The sequence below is a fragment of the Streptomyces albireticuli genome (genome assembly GCF_002192455.1).
Classification (GTDB): Bacteria; Actinomycetota; Actinomycetes; order Streptomycetales; family Streptomycetaceae; genus Streptomyces; species Streptomyces albireticuli_B.
This window is the reverse complement of record NZ_CP021744.1, coordinates 3,776,602-3,792,410: the sequence shown is the minus strand read 5'-3', so window position 1 is coordinate 3,792,410 and position 15,809 is coordinate 3,776,602. Positions and strand designations below refer to the sequence as shown.

At 73.8% G+C, this 15,809-nt stretch carries 13 protein-coding genes; 9 read left to right on the top strand and 4 right to left on the bottom strand.

The window, feature by feature from the left end; translation table 11 throughout:
- Nucleotides 1-110 precede the first annotated feature (110 nt).
- Nucleotides 111-1,013: an SCO6745 family protein gene (locus SMD11_RS16225; RefSeq protein WP_087927134.1), complete on the bottom strand. Its 903-nt coding sequence runs from the start codon at nt 1,011-1,013 to the stop codon at nt 111-113.
- A 554-nt stretch (nt 1,014-1,567) separates the two neighbouring features.
- Between SMD11_RS16225 and SMD11_RS16220 the strand changes: the two genes are divergently transcribed.
- From SMD11_RS16220 to SMD11_RS16185, 8 genes are all read left to right on the top strand, one after another.
- Nucleotides 1,568-2,497 carry a S1 family peptidase gene (locus SMD11_RS16220; RefSeq protein ID WP_234366061.1) on the top strand — a complete coding sequence of 310 codons (930 nt, stop codon included), beginning with the start codon at nt 1,568-1,570 and terminating at the stop codon, nt 2,495-2,497.
- Nucleotides 2,498-2,870: 373 nt separating this feature from the next.
- Nucleotides 2,871-3,797: a putative protein N(5)-glutamine methyltransferase gene (locus SMD11_RS16215; protein ID WP_087927132.1), complete on the top strand. Its 927-nt coding sequence runs from the start codon at nt 2,871-2,873 to the stop codon at nt 3,795-3,797.
- A gap of 375 nt (nt 3,798-4,172) precedes the next feature.
- Nucleotides 4,173-4,481, top strand: coding sequence for a hypothetical protein (locus tag SMD11_RS16210; RefSeq protein WP_087927131.1), 309 nt, complete (start codon nt 4,173-4,175; stop codon nt 4,479-4,481).
- Between the two features lie 307 nt (nt 4,482-4,788).
- On the top strand, nt 4,789-5,766 hold the full coding sequence (locus tag SMD11_RS16205; protein ID WP_087927130.1) for a bifunctional MaoC family dehydratase N-terminal/OB-fold nucleic acid binding domain-containing protein: 978 nt from the start codon (nt 4,789-4,791) through the stop codon (nt 5,764-5,766).
- The gene (locus tag SMD11_RS16200; protein ID WP_087927129.1) at nt 5,763-6,200 is read left to right on the top strand and encodes a MaoC family dehydratase; all 438 of its coding nucleotides are present in this window, start codon (nt 5,763-5,765) and stop codon (nt 6,198-6,200) included. The genes SMD11_RS16205 and SMD11_RS16200 overlap by 4 nt, the downstream gene beginning before the upstream one ends.
- Complete coding sequence (locus tag SMD11_RS16195) at nt 6,197-7,363, top strand: lipid-transfer protein (RefSeq protein ID WP_087927128.1); 1,167 nt, start codon at nt 6,197-6,199, stop codon at nt 7,361-7,363. Before SMD11_RS16200 ends, SMD11_RS16195 begins: the two co-directional genes overlap by 4 nt.
- 53 nt (nt 7,364-7,416) lie before the next feature.
- Nucleotides 7,417-8,265 (top strand): glycoside hydrolase domain-containing protein, encoded by an 849-nt coding sequence (locus SMD11_RS16190; protein ID WP_087927127.1) that lies wholly within the window; start codon nt 7,417-7,419, stop codon nt 8,263-8,265.
- A 222-nt stretch (nt 8,266-8,487) separates the two neighbouring features.
- Nucleotides 8,488-9,027 (top strand): SigE family RNA polymerase sigma factor, encoded by a 540-nt coding sequence (locus tag SMD11_RS16185; RefSeq protein WP_087927126.1) that lies wholly within the window; start codon nt 8,488-8,490, stop codon nt 9,025-9,027.
- Between the two features lie 21 nt (nt 9,028-9,048).
- On the opposite strand, the gene SMD11_RS16180 is transcribed toward SMD11_RS16185, so the two are convergent.
- Both SMD11_RS16180 and SMD11_RS16175 read right to left on the bottom strand, forming a co-directional pair.
- Complete coding sequence (locus SMD11_RS16180) at nt 9,049-9,687, bottom strand: hypothetical protein (RefSeq protein WP_087927125.1); 639 nt, start codon at nt 9,685-9,687, stop codon at nt 9,049-9,051.
- Between the two features lie 168 nt (nt 9,688-9,855).
- Nucleotides 9,856-10,362, bottom strand: a complete 507-nt coding sequence (locus SMD11_RS16175; RefSeq protein ID WP_087927124.1) for a carboxymuconolactone decarboxylase family protein — start codon at nt 10,360-10,362, stop codon at nt 9,856-9,858.
- 298 nt (nt 10,363-10,660) lie between these two features.
- On the opposite strand from SMD11_RS16175, the gene SMD11_RS16170 reads away from it, so the two are divergent.
- A complete protein-coding gene (locus tag SMD11_RS16170) occupies nt 10,661-12,316 on the top strand; it encodes a long-chain fatty acid--CoA ligase (RefSeq protein ID WP_087930549.1) in 1,656 nt (551 codons plus the stop codon).
- 443 nt (nt 12,317-12,759) lie between these two features.
- On the opposite strand, the gene SMD11_RS16165 is transcribed toward SMD11_RS16170, so the two are convergent.
- Nucleotides 12,760-15,585 carry a helix-turn-helix transcriptional regulator gene (locus SMD11_RS16165; RefSeq protein ID WP_087927123.1) on the bottom strand — a complete coding sequence of 942 codons (2,826 nt, stop codon included), beginning with the start codon at nt 15,583-15,585 and terminating at the stop codon, nt 12,760-12,762.
- Between the last annotated feature and the right edge of the window lie 224 nt (nt 15,586-15,809).

The window sequence follows — 15,809 nt, the reverse complement described above, 5'->3', positions numbered from 1 at the left end:
GGCCGGAACGGGTCCGGTCCGTTACGGGTTTGTTCGCGGGCGGCGGCCGGCCCGGGCGTCGGAGGCCCCGGCCGTGCCGGTGCCGAGGCGGCGGCAGGCGGGGCGACGCGTCAGAGCTTGTTCCAGGCGTCGGTGTCGGGGGCGAAGAACCGGAAGAGCTGCGGGACGAACGCCCCGGCGCGGCCGGCGGCGCTGACGAGTCCGTGGACGTACGTGGCCAGCTTCTCGACGCCGGCCTCGCCCAGGAACGCGTACGGCTCCCGGTCCAGGCGGTTCGTCTCGCGCTCAACCTCCTCGCGGAGCGCGACACCGCGGGCGGTCAGCGCGCCGGCACCGTCCATCAGGCCGCGGTCCCGGAGCTCCTCCTCGGCGGTGGACCACTCCTCCGCGGTCCAGCCACGCTTGGACATGACGATCTCCTTCGCCATGCCGAGGTCGCTGGCGCAGTCGACGACGAGCGCGTGCACGCCGGACAGCCCGGCGTGGGCGAGCGCGATGGTGTGCCCCTCGCCCCGGTACTCGCGCAGCAGCGTCGCCGCGTGCCACAGCGCGAGGTGCGGCTCCTCGGGCCGGTCGAGGGCCGCGTTCGCCGCGAACAGCGGGCGCCCGGGGAACCGGCCGGCCGAGGCCGCGACCCGGGCCAGCTCCGCGGCCTCCGCCATGGCGTCCGACCGCACGACGTCCGTACCCAGCAGCCGCTCCAGCGCCTCACCGGCGGTGCTCAGCCGCGCCTCGACCGCCCGCTCGGGTGAGACCTTCTCCCACAGCGCGGGCACCCGCTCCGCGACGAGACCCGGCGCGAACGTGTTGCAGACGGCGGTCACGACGGGCGCGGCCACGACCCCGAGCGGCGACATCCGGCCCGCGAAGTAGACGCCCATCGGGTCGGTCAGCCCGAATTCCGCGAGTTCTTTTGCCAGGTCGTCGGTGAAGTACGGAATCGAGTGCAGCGAATTGAGCGCGTGCGCGCAACGGCGCGTATAGGAAGGGGCACCGGTCGGCGTTGCAGTCATGACACCCTCAAGACGTCGGGGAGTGGTTCCGGACAGCGGTGCCGCACTGGAACCCAGCGTCACCGCGGCACCCGACCAGGCGTGGCGGGTCGTTTCCCTGGAATCCTGAATTCCAGCGGCGGGTGTTCCGCAATTGCCGGATCCGTAATTCCCGGGAAACCGCGAATAGCTTCTCCGGGGGTCGTGCGAGGCGGCAAGAAAGTTGACGAAAGGGTGACGTGCGCTGACGGAGATTTGTCGGCGGTGAGGGAACCGCTATACGTCCGGCGCCCTCGCGGGTGGCCGTGGCCGCGCCGTCGGGTGGGCCGTTCGGTGGAGGACCGTGGTGGTCCTGCGGCGGGGGTCGCTGTGGGTGAGGAGTACGGGGAATGTGCTCACGTGGTGCGAACACGCGAGGGAAATTATGTCGCTTATACGGGTGGTTTGGTTGCCTATGGTGCCCTCGCGCGCCCTGGAGACGTTCACTCCTTGTGATGATTGGTGGTCTTCCGCGCCCCAAGGCGCGGAAAACGCCCATCCGGACTCGTGGTTCCGGCATTCACTCGGGAGATGCCATGCAACGATCCGCCCCACTCCGGCGACGCCTCGCCGCGTGCGCCGCCGCGGCCCTGGCCGCGCTGACCGCCGTGGCCCTCGGCCCGGACAGCGCCGGCGCCGTACGGCCCGGCGACCCCAGGGCCGACGCCACCATGCTGACCCTGAACTCCAGCGACCTGATTCCCGGGACCGCGTGGGGCGCGGACCCGGCCACCGGTCGGGTCAATGTCATCGCCGACCCCACGGTCACGGGCGCGAAACTGGACAAGCTGAACGAGGTGCTCAAACCGCTCGGCCAGGCCGTGGAGCTGAAAAGAACGACAACGGAACTCCGGGCGTTCCTCGCGGGCGGCGACGCGATCTACGGATCGGAGCGGGCCGGCTTCCATGGGAAGTGCTCGCTCGGGTTCAACGTCAAGCGGCCCGACAATTCGGCGGCCTTCCTCACGGCCGGGCACTGCGGCAACCCGATCAAGAGCTGGTCCACCACCGACGGCGGCCCGGAGATCGGCCGCGTCCCCACGGGCGGGTCGCACTTCCCCGGCGACGACTACGCCATCGTCGACTACACCGACACCGCCATCGACCACCCGAGCCAGGTCAACCTCTACAACGGCAGCGCGCAGCCCATCACCGGCGCCCATGACGCGGTCATGGGCGAGAACGTCCGGCGCAGCGGCGCCACCACGAGCCCGCGCCTCGGCGGTGTCTCCTCCGGCCAGGTCACCGGCCTCAACTGGACGGTGACCTACCCGGAGGGCCGGGTCTCCGGCCTCACCAAGACCAACGTCTGCGCCGAACCCGGCGACAGCGGCGGCCCCTTCTTCTCCGGCACGGACGCCGTCGGCCTCACCTCGGGCGGCGACGGCAACTGCACCGAGGGCGGCACCACCTTCTTCCAGCCCGTGAAGGAGGCGCTGTCGGCGTTCGGGGTGACGATCGGCTGACGTCCGGGCGAGGTCATGGCTCCACCCCGCGTCGCGCGACGCGGGGTGGACGAGTCAGGGGACGGGCGGCCAGGAGGCGCCGATCGCGGGGGTCTTGTCCGCAGAGGTGTATCGGTCCTTACACGCCGTTCTTCCGGTATTCGATCGGAAAGTATGACGTAATGCTGAAGGGGCGGCCCTGCTGCCTTCTTCTGTTTGCACCGGGCGCCGGCTCCGGTAATGTTGCCGCTCAGCAGTGATCGAAATTTTCGACCTAGGAGGTGGGACCCATTACCGCAGTCGCAGGCAGGGTGCTCTCCTCCCTCAGCTGTACGGTCGTCACCCTCTAGCAGGACGACCGTGAGAGCGCCCTTCGGTATCCCGGAAGGCTCTCATGTCTCTTTCTCTCTCTTCTTCCTCCTCTTCGCTTTCTCTTGACGCCCTCGTCGTCCGGCTGCGCGCCGTCGGCTGTGTCTTCGCCGAGGACGAGGCGGAGTTGCTCGTCTCCACCGCACGTACGCCCGCCGAGCTCGCGGCGATGGTGGAACGGCGCGTCGACGGGCTCCCCCTGGAACACGTCCTGGGCTGGGCCGAGTTCTCCGGGCTGCGGATAGCCGTCGACGCCGGGGTGTTCGTGCCGCGCCGCCGGACGGAGTTCCTGGCCCAGGAGGCCCTCGCGCTGGCGCGCCTCGCCGTGGGTGCCGCCTGCCCGGCGCGGGCCGCGGGCCGCGGCCCGGGGTCCTCGCGGGCCGTCGTCGTCGACCTGTGCTGCGGGTCGGGCGCGGTCGGCGCCGTGCTGGCCGGGGCCCTGGAGGGGATCGAGCTGTACGCGGCCGACATCGAGCCCGCCGCCGTGCGCTGCGCCCGCCGCAACATCGGTGACCGGGGGCTCGTCTACGAGGGTGACCTCTACGAGCCGCTGCCCGCCTCGCTGCGCGGCCGCGTCGACGTCCTGGTGGCCAACGCCCCCTACGTGCCCACCGAGGCGATCGAGTTCCTGCCCCCGGAGGCGCGGATCCACGAGCCCAGGGTCGCGCTCGACGGCGGCTCGGACGGGCTGGAGATCCAGCGGCGGGTCATCGCCGGGTCGGCGGAGTGGCTGGCGCCCGGCGGGCACCTGCTCGTGGAGACGAGCGAGCGGCAGGCCCCCCGGACCGCCGAGGCGTTCGCCCGCAGCGGTCTCGTCCCGCGCGTGGTGGGCCGCGAGGACCTCGAGGCGACCGTCGTCGTCGGCACCCGGCCCGCCCCCGGGCGGGCGGCCGGCGGTCCCGCCGGGGGTGCGGGGCGGCCCGCCGTCGGTATTCCTGTCGGCGCTCGGTGAGTCGTTCGTAAGGGTTTTCCGGGCGGCTGCGGGGAGTTCCGGCCCCGCTGCCTGAACGTTTTCGCCGTCCGGGTGCCTGGTCCGTTGAACGGGTTTACGGAATTGGCCGAATTTGGGCCGGAACGGTTCTCCCCTTGGGGCGCTTGGGATCCCTGGCTGTACGAGCGCGCCCTGAGGGGCGCGGGGCGGGGGCTTGAGGGCGTGGTGGGGGTTTATTCCTGAGTGGTCATGCTTGCGAGGGAATAGCGAGCGGCGGGTGGTTCGCCGGGGATTCGGTGGGCAATTCTGAGGTTGCGACGTCGGCAAGTTCGTCGGGTGGTCGGCCAACCACTCGGCAGTAGGCAGTAGTTCCGTTCCTGTTCTGGAGGAATTGATATGGCAAGCACCCGCACTGCTCGCGTCCTCGCTGCTGTGGCGGCCCTGCCCATGGCCGTCGTTCTCTTCTCCGGCGTTGCCTCGGCCGATGACGGCAACCAGCTGGCCAACCGGGGTTCCAACGCCGCCGCGGCCGCCATCGTGGGGAGCGGCGTCGGGGGTACCAACCACGGCAACTCCACCACGGGGCAGCAGCAGGCCACCGGCACCGGTGCCTCGAACCAGAACAACACCGCGAGCGTCGTCGGTGGCGACGACACCGCCATCCACCAGGAGAACGTCTCGGTCACCTTCACCAACTGGTGGTAGGCCGCCCCTCGTGGGGAGCCACGACGTGACCGGGTGAATGTGGACAGGGTCTGGTGATGGCGCGCGACGGCACTCCGGTGCCGTCGCGCGGCCATGTGCGGAGCCATGTGCCGCGCGGGATCCGCGCGGCGGGTACGGGGTCGCCGAGCCGCCGGCGGCCCCGCTTCCGTTGCCCGGGCCCCCGGCGGGGCGCACCCGTCACGGCGGGCCGCCGCCGGCCGGGCGCACCCACCGTCGTGGCGGGCGGCCGTCGTTCTTGACATCCCGAGTTTTTCTGACGGACAGTCAGAAAAACTTGGAGGGACCCATGAGCGACCCCACCGCGCCCCCCTTGCCGCCCTCGCGGCCCTTACGGCCGGAAGAGCTCGCCGGCTTCGAAGGGCGGCCCGCCGCCGTCTCCGGCCGGGCCCGCGACCCCGTCAACCCGCCCATGATCAGGCACTGGTGCGAGGCGATGGGCGACCGTCACCCCGCCTACTCCGGCCCCGACCCCGTCGCCCCGCCCACCATGCTCCAGGCGTGGATCATGGGCGGCCTCTCCGGGCACGGCCCGCGCGGCGGCCGCGCCGACGCCTACGACCGGCTGCTCGGCCTCCTCGACCGCGCCGGGTACACCGCCGTCGTCGCCACGGACTGCGAACAGGAATACCTGCGGCCGCTCCGGCCCGGCGACGAGCTCACCTTCGACGCCGTGATCGAGACCGTCTCGCCCCTCAAGCACACCCGGCTCGGCGCCGGGCACTTCGTCACGACGCGGACGGAGATCCGCACGGCGGGCGCGCTCGTAGGGACGCACCGTTTCCGGATCCTCAAGTACGCGCCCCGCCCGAAACCCGGGAAGGCCGCCCCCGGACCCGCTGCGGACGAGCTCCGCCCGCAGCGCCCCCGCCCGGTGATCAACCGCGACAACGCCGGCTTCTGGGAGGGCGTCGCCGCCGGACAACTGCTCATCCAGCGCTGCGCCGCCTGCGCCGAGCTCCGTTTCCCCTGGCTGCCCGGGTGCGGCCGCTGCGGCTCGCCGGAGTGGACGGCCGTCCGGGCGTCCGGTGCCGGGCGGGTCTTCTCGTACGTGGTCATGCATCACCCGCCCTTCCCCGCCTTCGACCCCCCGTACGCCGTCGGGCTGGTCGAACTGGCCGAAGGCGTAAGGATGATCAGTAATCTCATCGGCACGGAGCCCGGCCGGGTGCGTATCGGGATGCGGGCAGAGCTGGAGTTCCTCCAGGTGGACGCGGGGCTGCGGTTGCCCGTATTCCGGGTCCTCCCGGACGGGGCGGACGCATGAGGCCCGGCGACGAACTGCCCCCGCTGTCCGTACCCGTCACCCGTACGCTGATCGTCGCGGGCGCCCTCGCCTCCCGTGACTTCCAGGACGTGCACCACGACGCAGAAGCGGCCCGCGCCAAGGGCTCTCCCGACATCTTCATGAACATCCTCACCACCAATGGTCTGGTGGGCCGGTACATCACCGACCATTTCGGTGCCGACGCGACACTGGTGAGGGTTTCGATCCGACTCGGGGTGCCCAACTATCCAGGCGATGTCCTGACATTGAGCGGAAGGGTCGTTTCCGTGAGTCCTGCCCGCGAGGCCGGCCGGCGCGCCGTCGAGGTCGCCGTCACCGGGACGAACCGGCTCGGACGCCATGTGACCGGCACCGTCCACGTGGCCGTGCCCGCGGCCGCGCCCGAGAGCCCGGCCGACGGGGGCGGAGCATGAGCGCCCGGCGCGGCCCCGGCCTCTCCGGTGCCGCCGCCGTCGTCGGCATCGGCGCCACGGAGTTCTCCAAGGACTCCGGCCGCAGCGAGCTCACCCTCGCCGCCGAGGCCGTGCGGGCCGCCCTCGCCGACGCCGGACTCGGGCCCGGCGACGTCGACGGCCTGGTCACCTTCACCATGGACACCAGCCCCGAGATCACCGTCGCCCAGGCGGCCGGCATCGGGGAGCTGACCTTCTTCTCCCGCGTCCACTACGGCGGCGGGGCCGCCTGCGCCACCGTGCAGCAGGCCGCGCTCGCCGTCGCGGCGGGCGCGGCGGAGGTCGTCGTCTGCTACCGCGCCTTCAACGAGCGCTCCGGCCGCCGCTTCGGCGCCGGGGTGCAGCGGCGCGAACCCACGGCGGAGGGCGTGGCGCTCGGCTGGGCGCTGCCCTTCGGGCTGCTCACGCCGGCGTCCTGGGTCGCCATGGCCGCCCGCCGCTACCTCCACACGTACGGTCTGACGCCCGAGGTCTTCGGGCACGTCGCCGTCACCGGCCGCCGCCACGCGGCGGCCAACCCGGCCGCGTACTTCCACGGCAGGCCGATCACCCTGGCCGACCACGCCGCCTCCCGCTGGATCGCCGAGCCGCTGCGGCTGCTCGACTGCTGCCAGGAGACGGACGGCGGCCAGGCGGTCGTCGTGACCTCCGCCGACCGGGCCCGTACGCTCCCGCACCCGCCGGCCGTGATCGTCGCCGCCGCTCAGGGCGCGGGCCGGGCGCAGGAGCAGATGACCAGCTTCTACCGGGACGACCTGACCGGCCTGCCCGAGGCCGGCGCGGTCGCCCGGCAACTGTGGCGTTCCAGCGGCCTGACCCCGGGAGACATCGACGTGGGCATTCTGTACGACCACTTCACCCCGTTCGTGCTGATGCAACTGGAGGCGTACGGATTCTGCGGGCCCGGCGAGGCCGGGGACTTCGTCGCCGCCGGCGCGCTGCCGCTCAACACCCACGGCGGCCAGCTCGGCGAGGCGTACCTGCACGGCATGAACGGCATCGCCGAGGCGGTGCGCCAGCTGCGCGGCACCGCCGTCAACCAGGTCCCCGGCGCCGCGCGGGTGCTCGTCACCGCGGGAAGCGGTGTTCCCACGTCCGGGCTGCTTCTCGGGGCAGACGGATGAACCGAGGGCGTGTCAGCGGGGGAGGCCGGTCCGGGGCGCCTATCACTCGGCGTATGGACCGACTGGACCGCCTAAGGAAGATCATCGGATTTCTCGTCGCTCTGACGGTCGCCGTGGCGCAACTGGTCAGCGGCGCCCAGCCCGCCACGGCGGACGACAGGGGCGATCCCAGGTCCGAGGGGGCAGAAGTCTTCAGGGGCTGGGGCTTCGACACCTGCCAGGCCCCGTCGCTGTCCGCGATGCGGGCGTGGCGGGCCTCCGACTACCGGGCCGTCGGCGTCTACTTCGCCGGCCGGGCCCGCGCCTGCCCGCGCCAGACGTACCTCAGCGCCTCCTGGCTGGCCGACGCCGACGACCTCGGCTGGCGGATGCTGCCGATCTTCGTCGGCTCGCAGTCGCCGTGCGTCAAGGCCGGGCACAAGCGGGGCTTCTCCATCAGCAGCTACGACCCCTACGGCCAGGGCCAGGAGGAGGGCCACGAGGCCGCCGACCGGGCCGGGGCGCTCGGCATCGCCCGTCGCAGCCCGCTCTACCTCGACATGGAGGCCTACGACCAGTACAACTCCTCCTGCGCCCGTACGACCCTGTCCTTCGTCCGCGGCTGGAGCTCCACCGTGCGCAGCCGCGGCTATCTGGCCGGCTTCTACAGCAGCGCCGACTCCGGCGTCCGGCACATGGAGCGGGCGCGCCGGAACGGGACGGGCGGGCTGCCCGACCTGATGTGGTTCGCCCGCTGGCAGGTCCCCGCCTCGACCTCGGGCGAGCCGGTGCTCTCCCGCTCGGCGTGGACGCCGCACCGCCGGATCCACCAGTACCGGGGCAACGTCACCGAGACCCACGGGGGCCGGCGGATCACCATCGACCGCAATCTCGTGGACGCCCCGGTGGCGATCATCGACTGAGCCCGCCCGCCCGCGGTCTCCGCCTCGGGGTGCGAGGGCGGAGCGGACGCCCACCGGTCGGGGCCGGTGGGCGTCCCTCCGCCTTCCGCACCCCGAGGCGGTCCCTGAGCACCCTCCCCCTCCAGGAGGTGGGGGTGGCCCCACCAGTACGACCTGAGGGGGACCGCCCTTCGGCACCTGCGGGCGATCCGCGGCGTACGGGTGCGCTTCTAGCGTTAAGGCATGACAGCTACCACGACGTCTGTGTGCACCAGCGCATCCACCGCCGTGTACCCGTCGTTCTCCTCCTACGTACGGGCACGCGGACCGGTGCTCCAGCGCACCGCCCGCTCTCTGACCGCGAACCCGTGCGACGCCGAGGACCTGCTTCAGACGGCGCTGACCAAGACGTATCTCGCGTGGGAGCGCATAGAGGACCACCGTGCCCTGGACGGCTACGTCCGCCGGGCCCTGGTGAACACGCGTACTTCGCAGTGGCGCAAGCGCAAGGTCGAGGAGTTCCCCTACGACGAGCTCCCCGAGCGCGAGGCCATGGCCGCCCCGGACCCGGCGGAGGCCCAGGCCCTGCGCGACGCGATGTGGCGCGCCGTACTGCGGCTGCCGGTGCGGCAGCGGGCGATGGTCGTCCTCAGGTATTACGAGGACCTCACCGAGGTGCAGACGGCGGAGCTCCTCGGGGTCTCGGTGGGCACGGTGAAGAGCGCGGTGTCGCGGGCGCTCGGCAAGCTCCGGGAGGACCCGGAGCTCTCGCGGGCGGCCTAGGCGCCGCTCCGGGGGCGGGCGTCAGCCGAGCCCCAGCCGCTGCCCCAGGCCGCCCAGCAGGCCGGTGGTCTGCTCCAGGACGTCGAAGCCGGTGCTGCCCGTGAAGAGCCGGCCGCCCGCGGGCAGGGGGCCGGTGGTGAACGCGGCGGCGAGGGCCTCCGCGCCGGCCGGGGTGAGGTTCATGGGGATGTCCTCGGCGCTCACCTTGGTCAGATACAGCTTCAGCCGTGCCGTGGGCGAGGCGAGGACGTCGATCCGCCGGCCGCGGTGGACGGCCGAGGTGATCATGATCTTGTCCGACATGACCGAGGCCGCCAGATTCTCGAACGCCGCCCGCCGCTGACCCCGGCGGAAGGCGAAGCCGCCCTCGCCGGCCGCGCCCGTACCGGAGGAGGAGCCGGGATTGATCCGCCCGGTCTCCACGGTCGTGCGCACACAGGCGTGCCCGTTCTCGGTGACCAGGGTGGACGGCGGTACGGCCTCCAGCCCGATCCGGGCGGCGCTCAGGGCCGCCGCGGACGCGTCGGTCAGGCAGAGGGTGACCGGCGTCCCGGCGGGCGCCCGCGCCGCGCCGGCGGCCTGCGGGGCGAACGCGGCCGAAGCGGCCAGTGAGGTCACGGCGAGTGCGAGGGCGAGAGCGCGGAGGCGGGGCTTCGTCACAGCGGGCTCCGGGGGAGGCGGGTGCGCGTCGGCGGCGGCCGTCGGGCGGCCGCGCCTGGCCAACGCGGGCCGGCTCCGCGCGTCACGCCCCGCGCGGCCGGTGTCAGCCGGGCGGCGTAAGCCCTTCCCGGAGCCCTTCCCGGAGTCCGTCCCGGCCCGCCGCCGGCCTTACTCCCACGGGTCGGTGAACGACCGCCCCGGGACCGGCTTGGCGACCAGGGCTATGGGGATGAAGAAGTTGACCTGCCCGATGGCGAGGGTCAGGGTGGCGAGCGCCTTGTCGTCGTAGTGCCCGGACACCTCGGCGTACAGCTCGTCCGACACCCGCTCGCCGTGCGCGGACGGCTGGAGCACCGCTTCCACCAGCGCCAGCGCGGCCCGCTCGGGGCCGGTGAAGTACGGCGAGTCCTGCCAGGACGCCACCGAGGTGATCCGCTCCTCGGACTCCCCGGCCTTCCGCAGGAAACCCGTGTGCAGGACGGTCAGATAGGTGCTGCCGACGATCTGGCCGGCGCGCAGCTGGACCAGGCTGATCGTGGTCCGCGGCACGGAGCGGTTGCCGGTGGCCTTGAACAGGGCCGCCGACACCTCCGCCACCTCGGGGACGAGCGCCGCCGGGTCCTGGGCCATCCGCGGCCGCGCCGGAACCGGGGTGCTGATCGTACGTGCTGCCATCGTCGTGTTCCCTTCGTGCTTCGTGTCGCTTCCACAGCACTGACGGAGCGCGACGAGGGAATGTGACCGGTGGCCGGGAAAAAACCGGAGGAGAAGAAGTCGCGCCGGTGTGCGCCGAACGGCAGTCGCCCGCACGGCCCTTCGGCACCGCGCCCGCCTCGTCCGGCCCGGGGCCCGTGCCTTGGCCTCCCCGGCCGGAGAACGTCGCCGCAGAGTAGTGACTTACCGAGGGGAACGAAAGCAGAATCTCAGGGAACTACCTCGCGCAACGCGGCGCGCAGATATGGGAGGCCCTTCGGTGCTGAGCACGATGCAGGACGTACCGCTGACCGTTACCCGCATTCTCGCGCACGGCGCGCGCGTGCACGGGGACGCGGTCGTGACCACCTGGACCGGCGACGGCGAGCCGCTGCGGCGGACGTTCCGCGAGGTCGGGGCCCGGTCCGTACAGCTGGCCCACGCGCTCCGCGACGAGCTCGGCGTCGTCGGCGACGAGCGGGTGGGAACGCTGATGTGGAACAACAGCGACCATCTGGAGGCGTACCTCGCGATCCCCTCCATGGGCGCCGTCCTGCACACGCTCAACCTGCGGCTCCCCGCCGAGCAGCTCGCCTGGATCGTCGGCCACGCCGCCGACCGCGTCGTGCTCGTCAGCGGCTCGCTGCTGCCCCTCGTCGCCCCGCTGCTGCCGCACCTCCCCTCCATCGAGCACCTCGTCGTCTCCGGGCCCGGCGACCGGTCCGCGCTGGAGGGCTGTCGTCCCCAGGTGCACGACTACGAGGAACTGCTCGCCGGCCGCCCGACCGAGGGCTTCGACTGGCCGGAGCTGGACGAGCGCCAGGCCGCCGCCCTCTGCTACACCTCCGGGACCACGGGCGAGCCCAAGGGCGTGCTCTACAGCCACCGTTCGATCTACCTCCACGCCATGGAGGTCAACGCCGCCGCGTCCTTCGCGCTCACCCCGGCGGACCTGGCCCTTCCGGTTGTCCCCATGTTTCACGTGAACGCGTGGGGGATGCCGCACGCGGCGTTCATGGCGGGCGCGTCGCTGCTGATGCCCGACCGCTTCCTCCAGCCCGCCCCGCTCGCGGAGATGATCGAGACCGAGCGGCCGACGGTCAGCGCCGGTGTGCCCACCATCTGGGCGGGGCTGCTCGCCGAGCTCGACGCCCGCCCGCGGGACATGACCTCGCTGAAGACCGTCGTCAGCGGCGGCTCGGCCTGCCCGCGCGCCCTGATGCGCGGCTTCGAGGAGCGGCACGGCGTGCGCATCGTCCACGCCTGGGGCATGACCGAGACGTCCCCGCTGGGCACGATCGCGTACCCGCCCCTCGGCGTGACCGGCGAGGAGGAGTGGGAGTACCGCCTCAGCCAGGGCCGCATCCCCGCCTCCGTCGAGCTCCGGCTCGCCGGGCCGGGCGGCGACCACCTGCCCTGGGACGGCGAGTCGGCGGGCGAGCTGGAGATCCGCGGCCCGTGGATCGCGGGCGCCTACTACGGCGGCGCCGGCCAGGAACCCATCCTGCCCGAGGACAAGTTCACCGAGGACGGCTGGCTGCGCACCGGCGACGTCGGCACCATGAAGCCGAACGGCTTCCTGACCCTGACGGACCGGGCGAAGGACGTCATCAAATCCGGCGGCGAGTGGATCTCCTCGGTCGAGCTGGAGAACCACCTGATGGACCACCCGGAGATCGCGGAGGCGGCGGTGATCGCCGTACCCGACGACAAGTGGGGCGAGCGGCCGCTGGCGGCGGTCGTCCTGCGGGACGGCTCGACGGTGGACTACGCGGGGCTGCGGGCGTTCCTCGGCGAGCGGGTGGCACGGTGGCAGCTGCCGGAGCGCTGGGTGAGCGTCCCGCAGGTGCCGAAGACGTCGGTGGGCAAGTTCGACAAGCGGGCGTTGCGGAAGCTGTACGCGGAGGGTGAGCTGGAGGTTTCGGTGCTGGGGTAGGCGGTGCCCGCGCCTCTCGCGGTGCCCTCGGGGCCGGGTGAGGCGGTACGGGCCGGGGTCGGCGTCCGGCGGCGGGTGCTGACCGGCCGGCGACCGTCCGATCCGGCCGCGACCGTCCGACTCGGCCCGCGACCGACCGAGCCGACCGCGACCGTCCGACCCGGCCCGCGACCGACCGGCCCACCGCCACAAGCCGGGCCGGCCGGACCGGTTGCGGTCGGGTGATGACGAGCTTGCCGGAGGCGTCGGGGTGAGCCTCTGCCCCGCCGGACCGTCATGACGGCGGCCGCGCCCGCCCGTGCGACGGGGTGCTGGGACAGCGGTGCGTCGGGCCGTCGCTCCGGGGAGGGCGTCCGGTTCGTGACGGCGGCGGCCGCACGGGCCCGTGCGGCGGGGCCCGTCGCCGGACGCGGTGGGACGGACGCGGTGGGACGGGCACGCCGTCACGGCGTCAGCCGCACGCCGTCCTCGAAGTCGACGTGGGACAGCTCCGCCCGCGAGGTGACGCCGAGCTTCGGGAAGACGTTCGACAGATGGTGTCCCACCGTCCGCGGGCTGATCAGCAGCCGTGCCGCGATCTCGCGGTTGGTCAGGCCCTCCGCCGCCAGCCGGGCCACCCGGCGCTCCTGCGGGGTGAGGCTCACGCCCGCGTCCCCGGGGCGGCGCGGCTGCCGGCCGGTGAGTTCCCGCTCGGTCCGGGCGCGGGCCAGCAGGGGAGCCGCGCCCAGCCGGCGGAACGTCTCCGCCGCCTCCGCCAGCTGCTCCCGGGCGTCCGTACGGCGCCGGACGCGCCGCAGCCACTCCCCGTACAGCAGCCGCGTACGGGCGTGGTCGAAGGGCCGGGCCGCCGCACCAGGCACGGCCAGCGCGGCCCGGAAGCGGGCCTCGGCCTCCGCCGGGTCCCCGGCCAGCAGGGCGGCGCAGCGGTGCGCGGCCGCCGCCGCCCACGCCGTGCCCGTACGGTCCGCCCACTCCCGCAGCCGCCGCGCGTGCGGCAGCGCCGCCTCCGGCCGCCCGGCCCGGACCGCCGCCTCGGCCGCGTCCGCCGCCGAGAGCAGCGCGAACGTGCCGTGCGCGGCCTCGTGGCCGGGCTCGGTCAGCCGTTCCAGCAGGCCGGACGCCTCCTCGGCGCGGCCGGCGTGCAGCGCCAGCTGCCCCCGGCTCCAGTACGCGGCCGCGGTCAGCGCCCGCACCCCGCGCGGCACCGACATCTCCAGCGCCCGCGCGCTCAGCTCCCCGGTCGCCGCCTCGTCGCCGCGCGCCGCGGCCAGCCAGGCCAGGACGTTCCGGCACTGCGACGCGGCGTGGTCGGCGCCGATCTCCTCGGCCAGCCGCAGCGTCTCCGTGGCGTTCGCGGTGGCGTCGGCCCACCGCCCGCGCACGAGGTCGAGCGTCGCGGTCTGCGGCACGGTCAGCACGAGCGCGGTCGCCGCGTCCGTGCGCCGCAGCTCGGCGACCTTCCGTTCCAGGGCCTCCGCCAGCGCCTCCTCGGCACCCCACGCGACCGCGAGCGTCGCGGGCGGCATCAGCCGCCACGAGCCCGCCCCGAGCCGGGCGACGGCCTCGTCGGTCAGCGCGGGCGCCGGGCCCTCCTCGCGCCACCACTCCGGCAGCACCGGCGGTACGTCCGGCAGTCCGGTGAGCACCCGCAGCGCCGCCGCCTGGAGAGCGGGCGAACCGGCCGACCAGCCGGCCCGTACGGCCACGCCGGCCAGCTCCGCCGCCTTGTCCGGCCGGGAGAGGGCCGGGACGTCGCGCAGCAGGTGGCGGTGGGCGGTCTCCTGGTTGCCGTGGGCGAACTCGATCAGCCCCCGCAGCCCGCCGCTCGGTTCGGCGGCCTCCTCGTCCGAGGCCAGGCGCGCGGCCCGGTCCAGCAGCTCCCGCGCCGTGTCCGCCCGCCCCGCCTCCCACGCCGCGCGCGCCCCGCGCGCGAGGCGCACGGACGCCGCGGCGGGCTCGGGGGAGAGCTCCGCGGCGCGCCGCAGGATCCGTTCGGCGGTCGCGCAGCCCCCGCGCTCCCACGCCCGTTCGGCCGCGGCGGTCAGCAGCGCGGCCACCGTCTCGTCGGGCCCTTCGCAGGCGGCGGCCAGGTGCCAGGCGCGCAGCTCCTCGGCGTCGGTGCCGGCCAGCACCCGGGCGAGGGCCCGGTGCGCGGCCCGCCGCCCGGGAGACGGCGCGTCCTCGTAGACCACGGCCCGGAGGAGCGGGTGGCGCACGCGCAGCCGGCCCCCGCGCGCGTCCAGCAGCCCCGACAGACGCACCTCCTCCCAGGCGTCGTCGCCGGCGCCGAGCCGCGCGGCGGCCTCGCGCAGCACCCACTGCTCGCCGCGTTCCTCGGTGGCGATGAGCAGGAGCAGGGTGCGGGCGGTGGGGGAGAGCGCGTCGATACGGGCGGTGAAGGCGCGGCGCAGGCGGGGGCCGACCGGGAACGGGGTGCCGGGGGCGGGAACGGCGGGTGCGCTTGTGCCGGTGGGAGAGGCGGGCGGTGCGGCGGCGGTGATCGTTGCGGTGGCGATCGCCGTGGCGGCGTTCCGCGCGGTCACCGCGGCCGTTCCCGCGAGGGCGGGCGCGCCCAGGTCCGTCGGCCCCGTGAGAGCCGGTGTGCCCGGCAGTTCCTGGAGGGCCAGCGGGTTGCCGCCCGCCACGCGGACCGTACGGGCCAGGGTGAGCTCGTCGGCGTCGGGCCAGGCGGCCGCGGCGAGCAGCCGCGCGTCGGCGTCGGGAAGGCCCGTGACCTCCAGCGACGGCAGCGGGTCCCAGGGGCCGCGGGCCGGGTCGGCGTGGGTGGCCAGCAGCAGGGCGACCGGCTCGGTGCGCAGCCGGCGGGCGACGAAACAGAGACAGTCGACGGTCGGCTCGTCCAGCCACTGGGCGTCGTCGACGGCCAGCAACACGGGCTGTTCGCTCGCGAGTTCGGACAGCAGGGTGAGGACGGCGGCGCCGATCAGGAAGCGGTCGGCGGGGTCGCGGTGGTGCCCGAGCGCGCCGCGCAGCGCGGCGGCCTGCGCGGCGGGCAGTGTGCCGATGCGGTCCACGACCGGCCACAGCAGCTCGTGCAGCGCGGCGAACGCGAGGCCGGACTCCATGCGTGTGCCCCGGCAGCAGAGAACGGTGAAGTCCGCGGCGGTGAGGGCGGTGTCCTCCAGCAGCGCGGTCTTGCCGATGCCGGGGTCGCCCCAGAGCACCAGTCCCGCCCCCGTGCCCTCACGCGCTCCGTCCAGAACGCGGTCGAGCTCCGCTTTTTCGTGGTGCCGTCCGTACAGCGTCATTTGTTGGAGATCCTATAAGGGGGTATTTCAGATCTCCGTCAGGGAAAGCCATGGTGTGTGTCACCAAATCCCTTGATGGAATGGAAAGTTCCGTTTGTTGTTGGTGCGGCGTCAGGGGCCGGGCGGCGGGGCCGGGCGGTGCCGGGCGGCGGGCGGCGCGCGGCCCGTTCCGTCCTCCCGGAATCCGGTGAGGCCCGTTCCGGCCATTCGCCGCGACACCGATA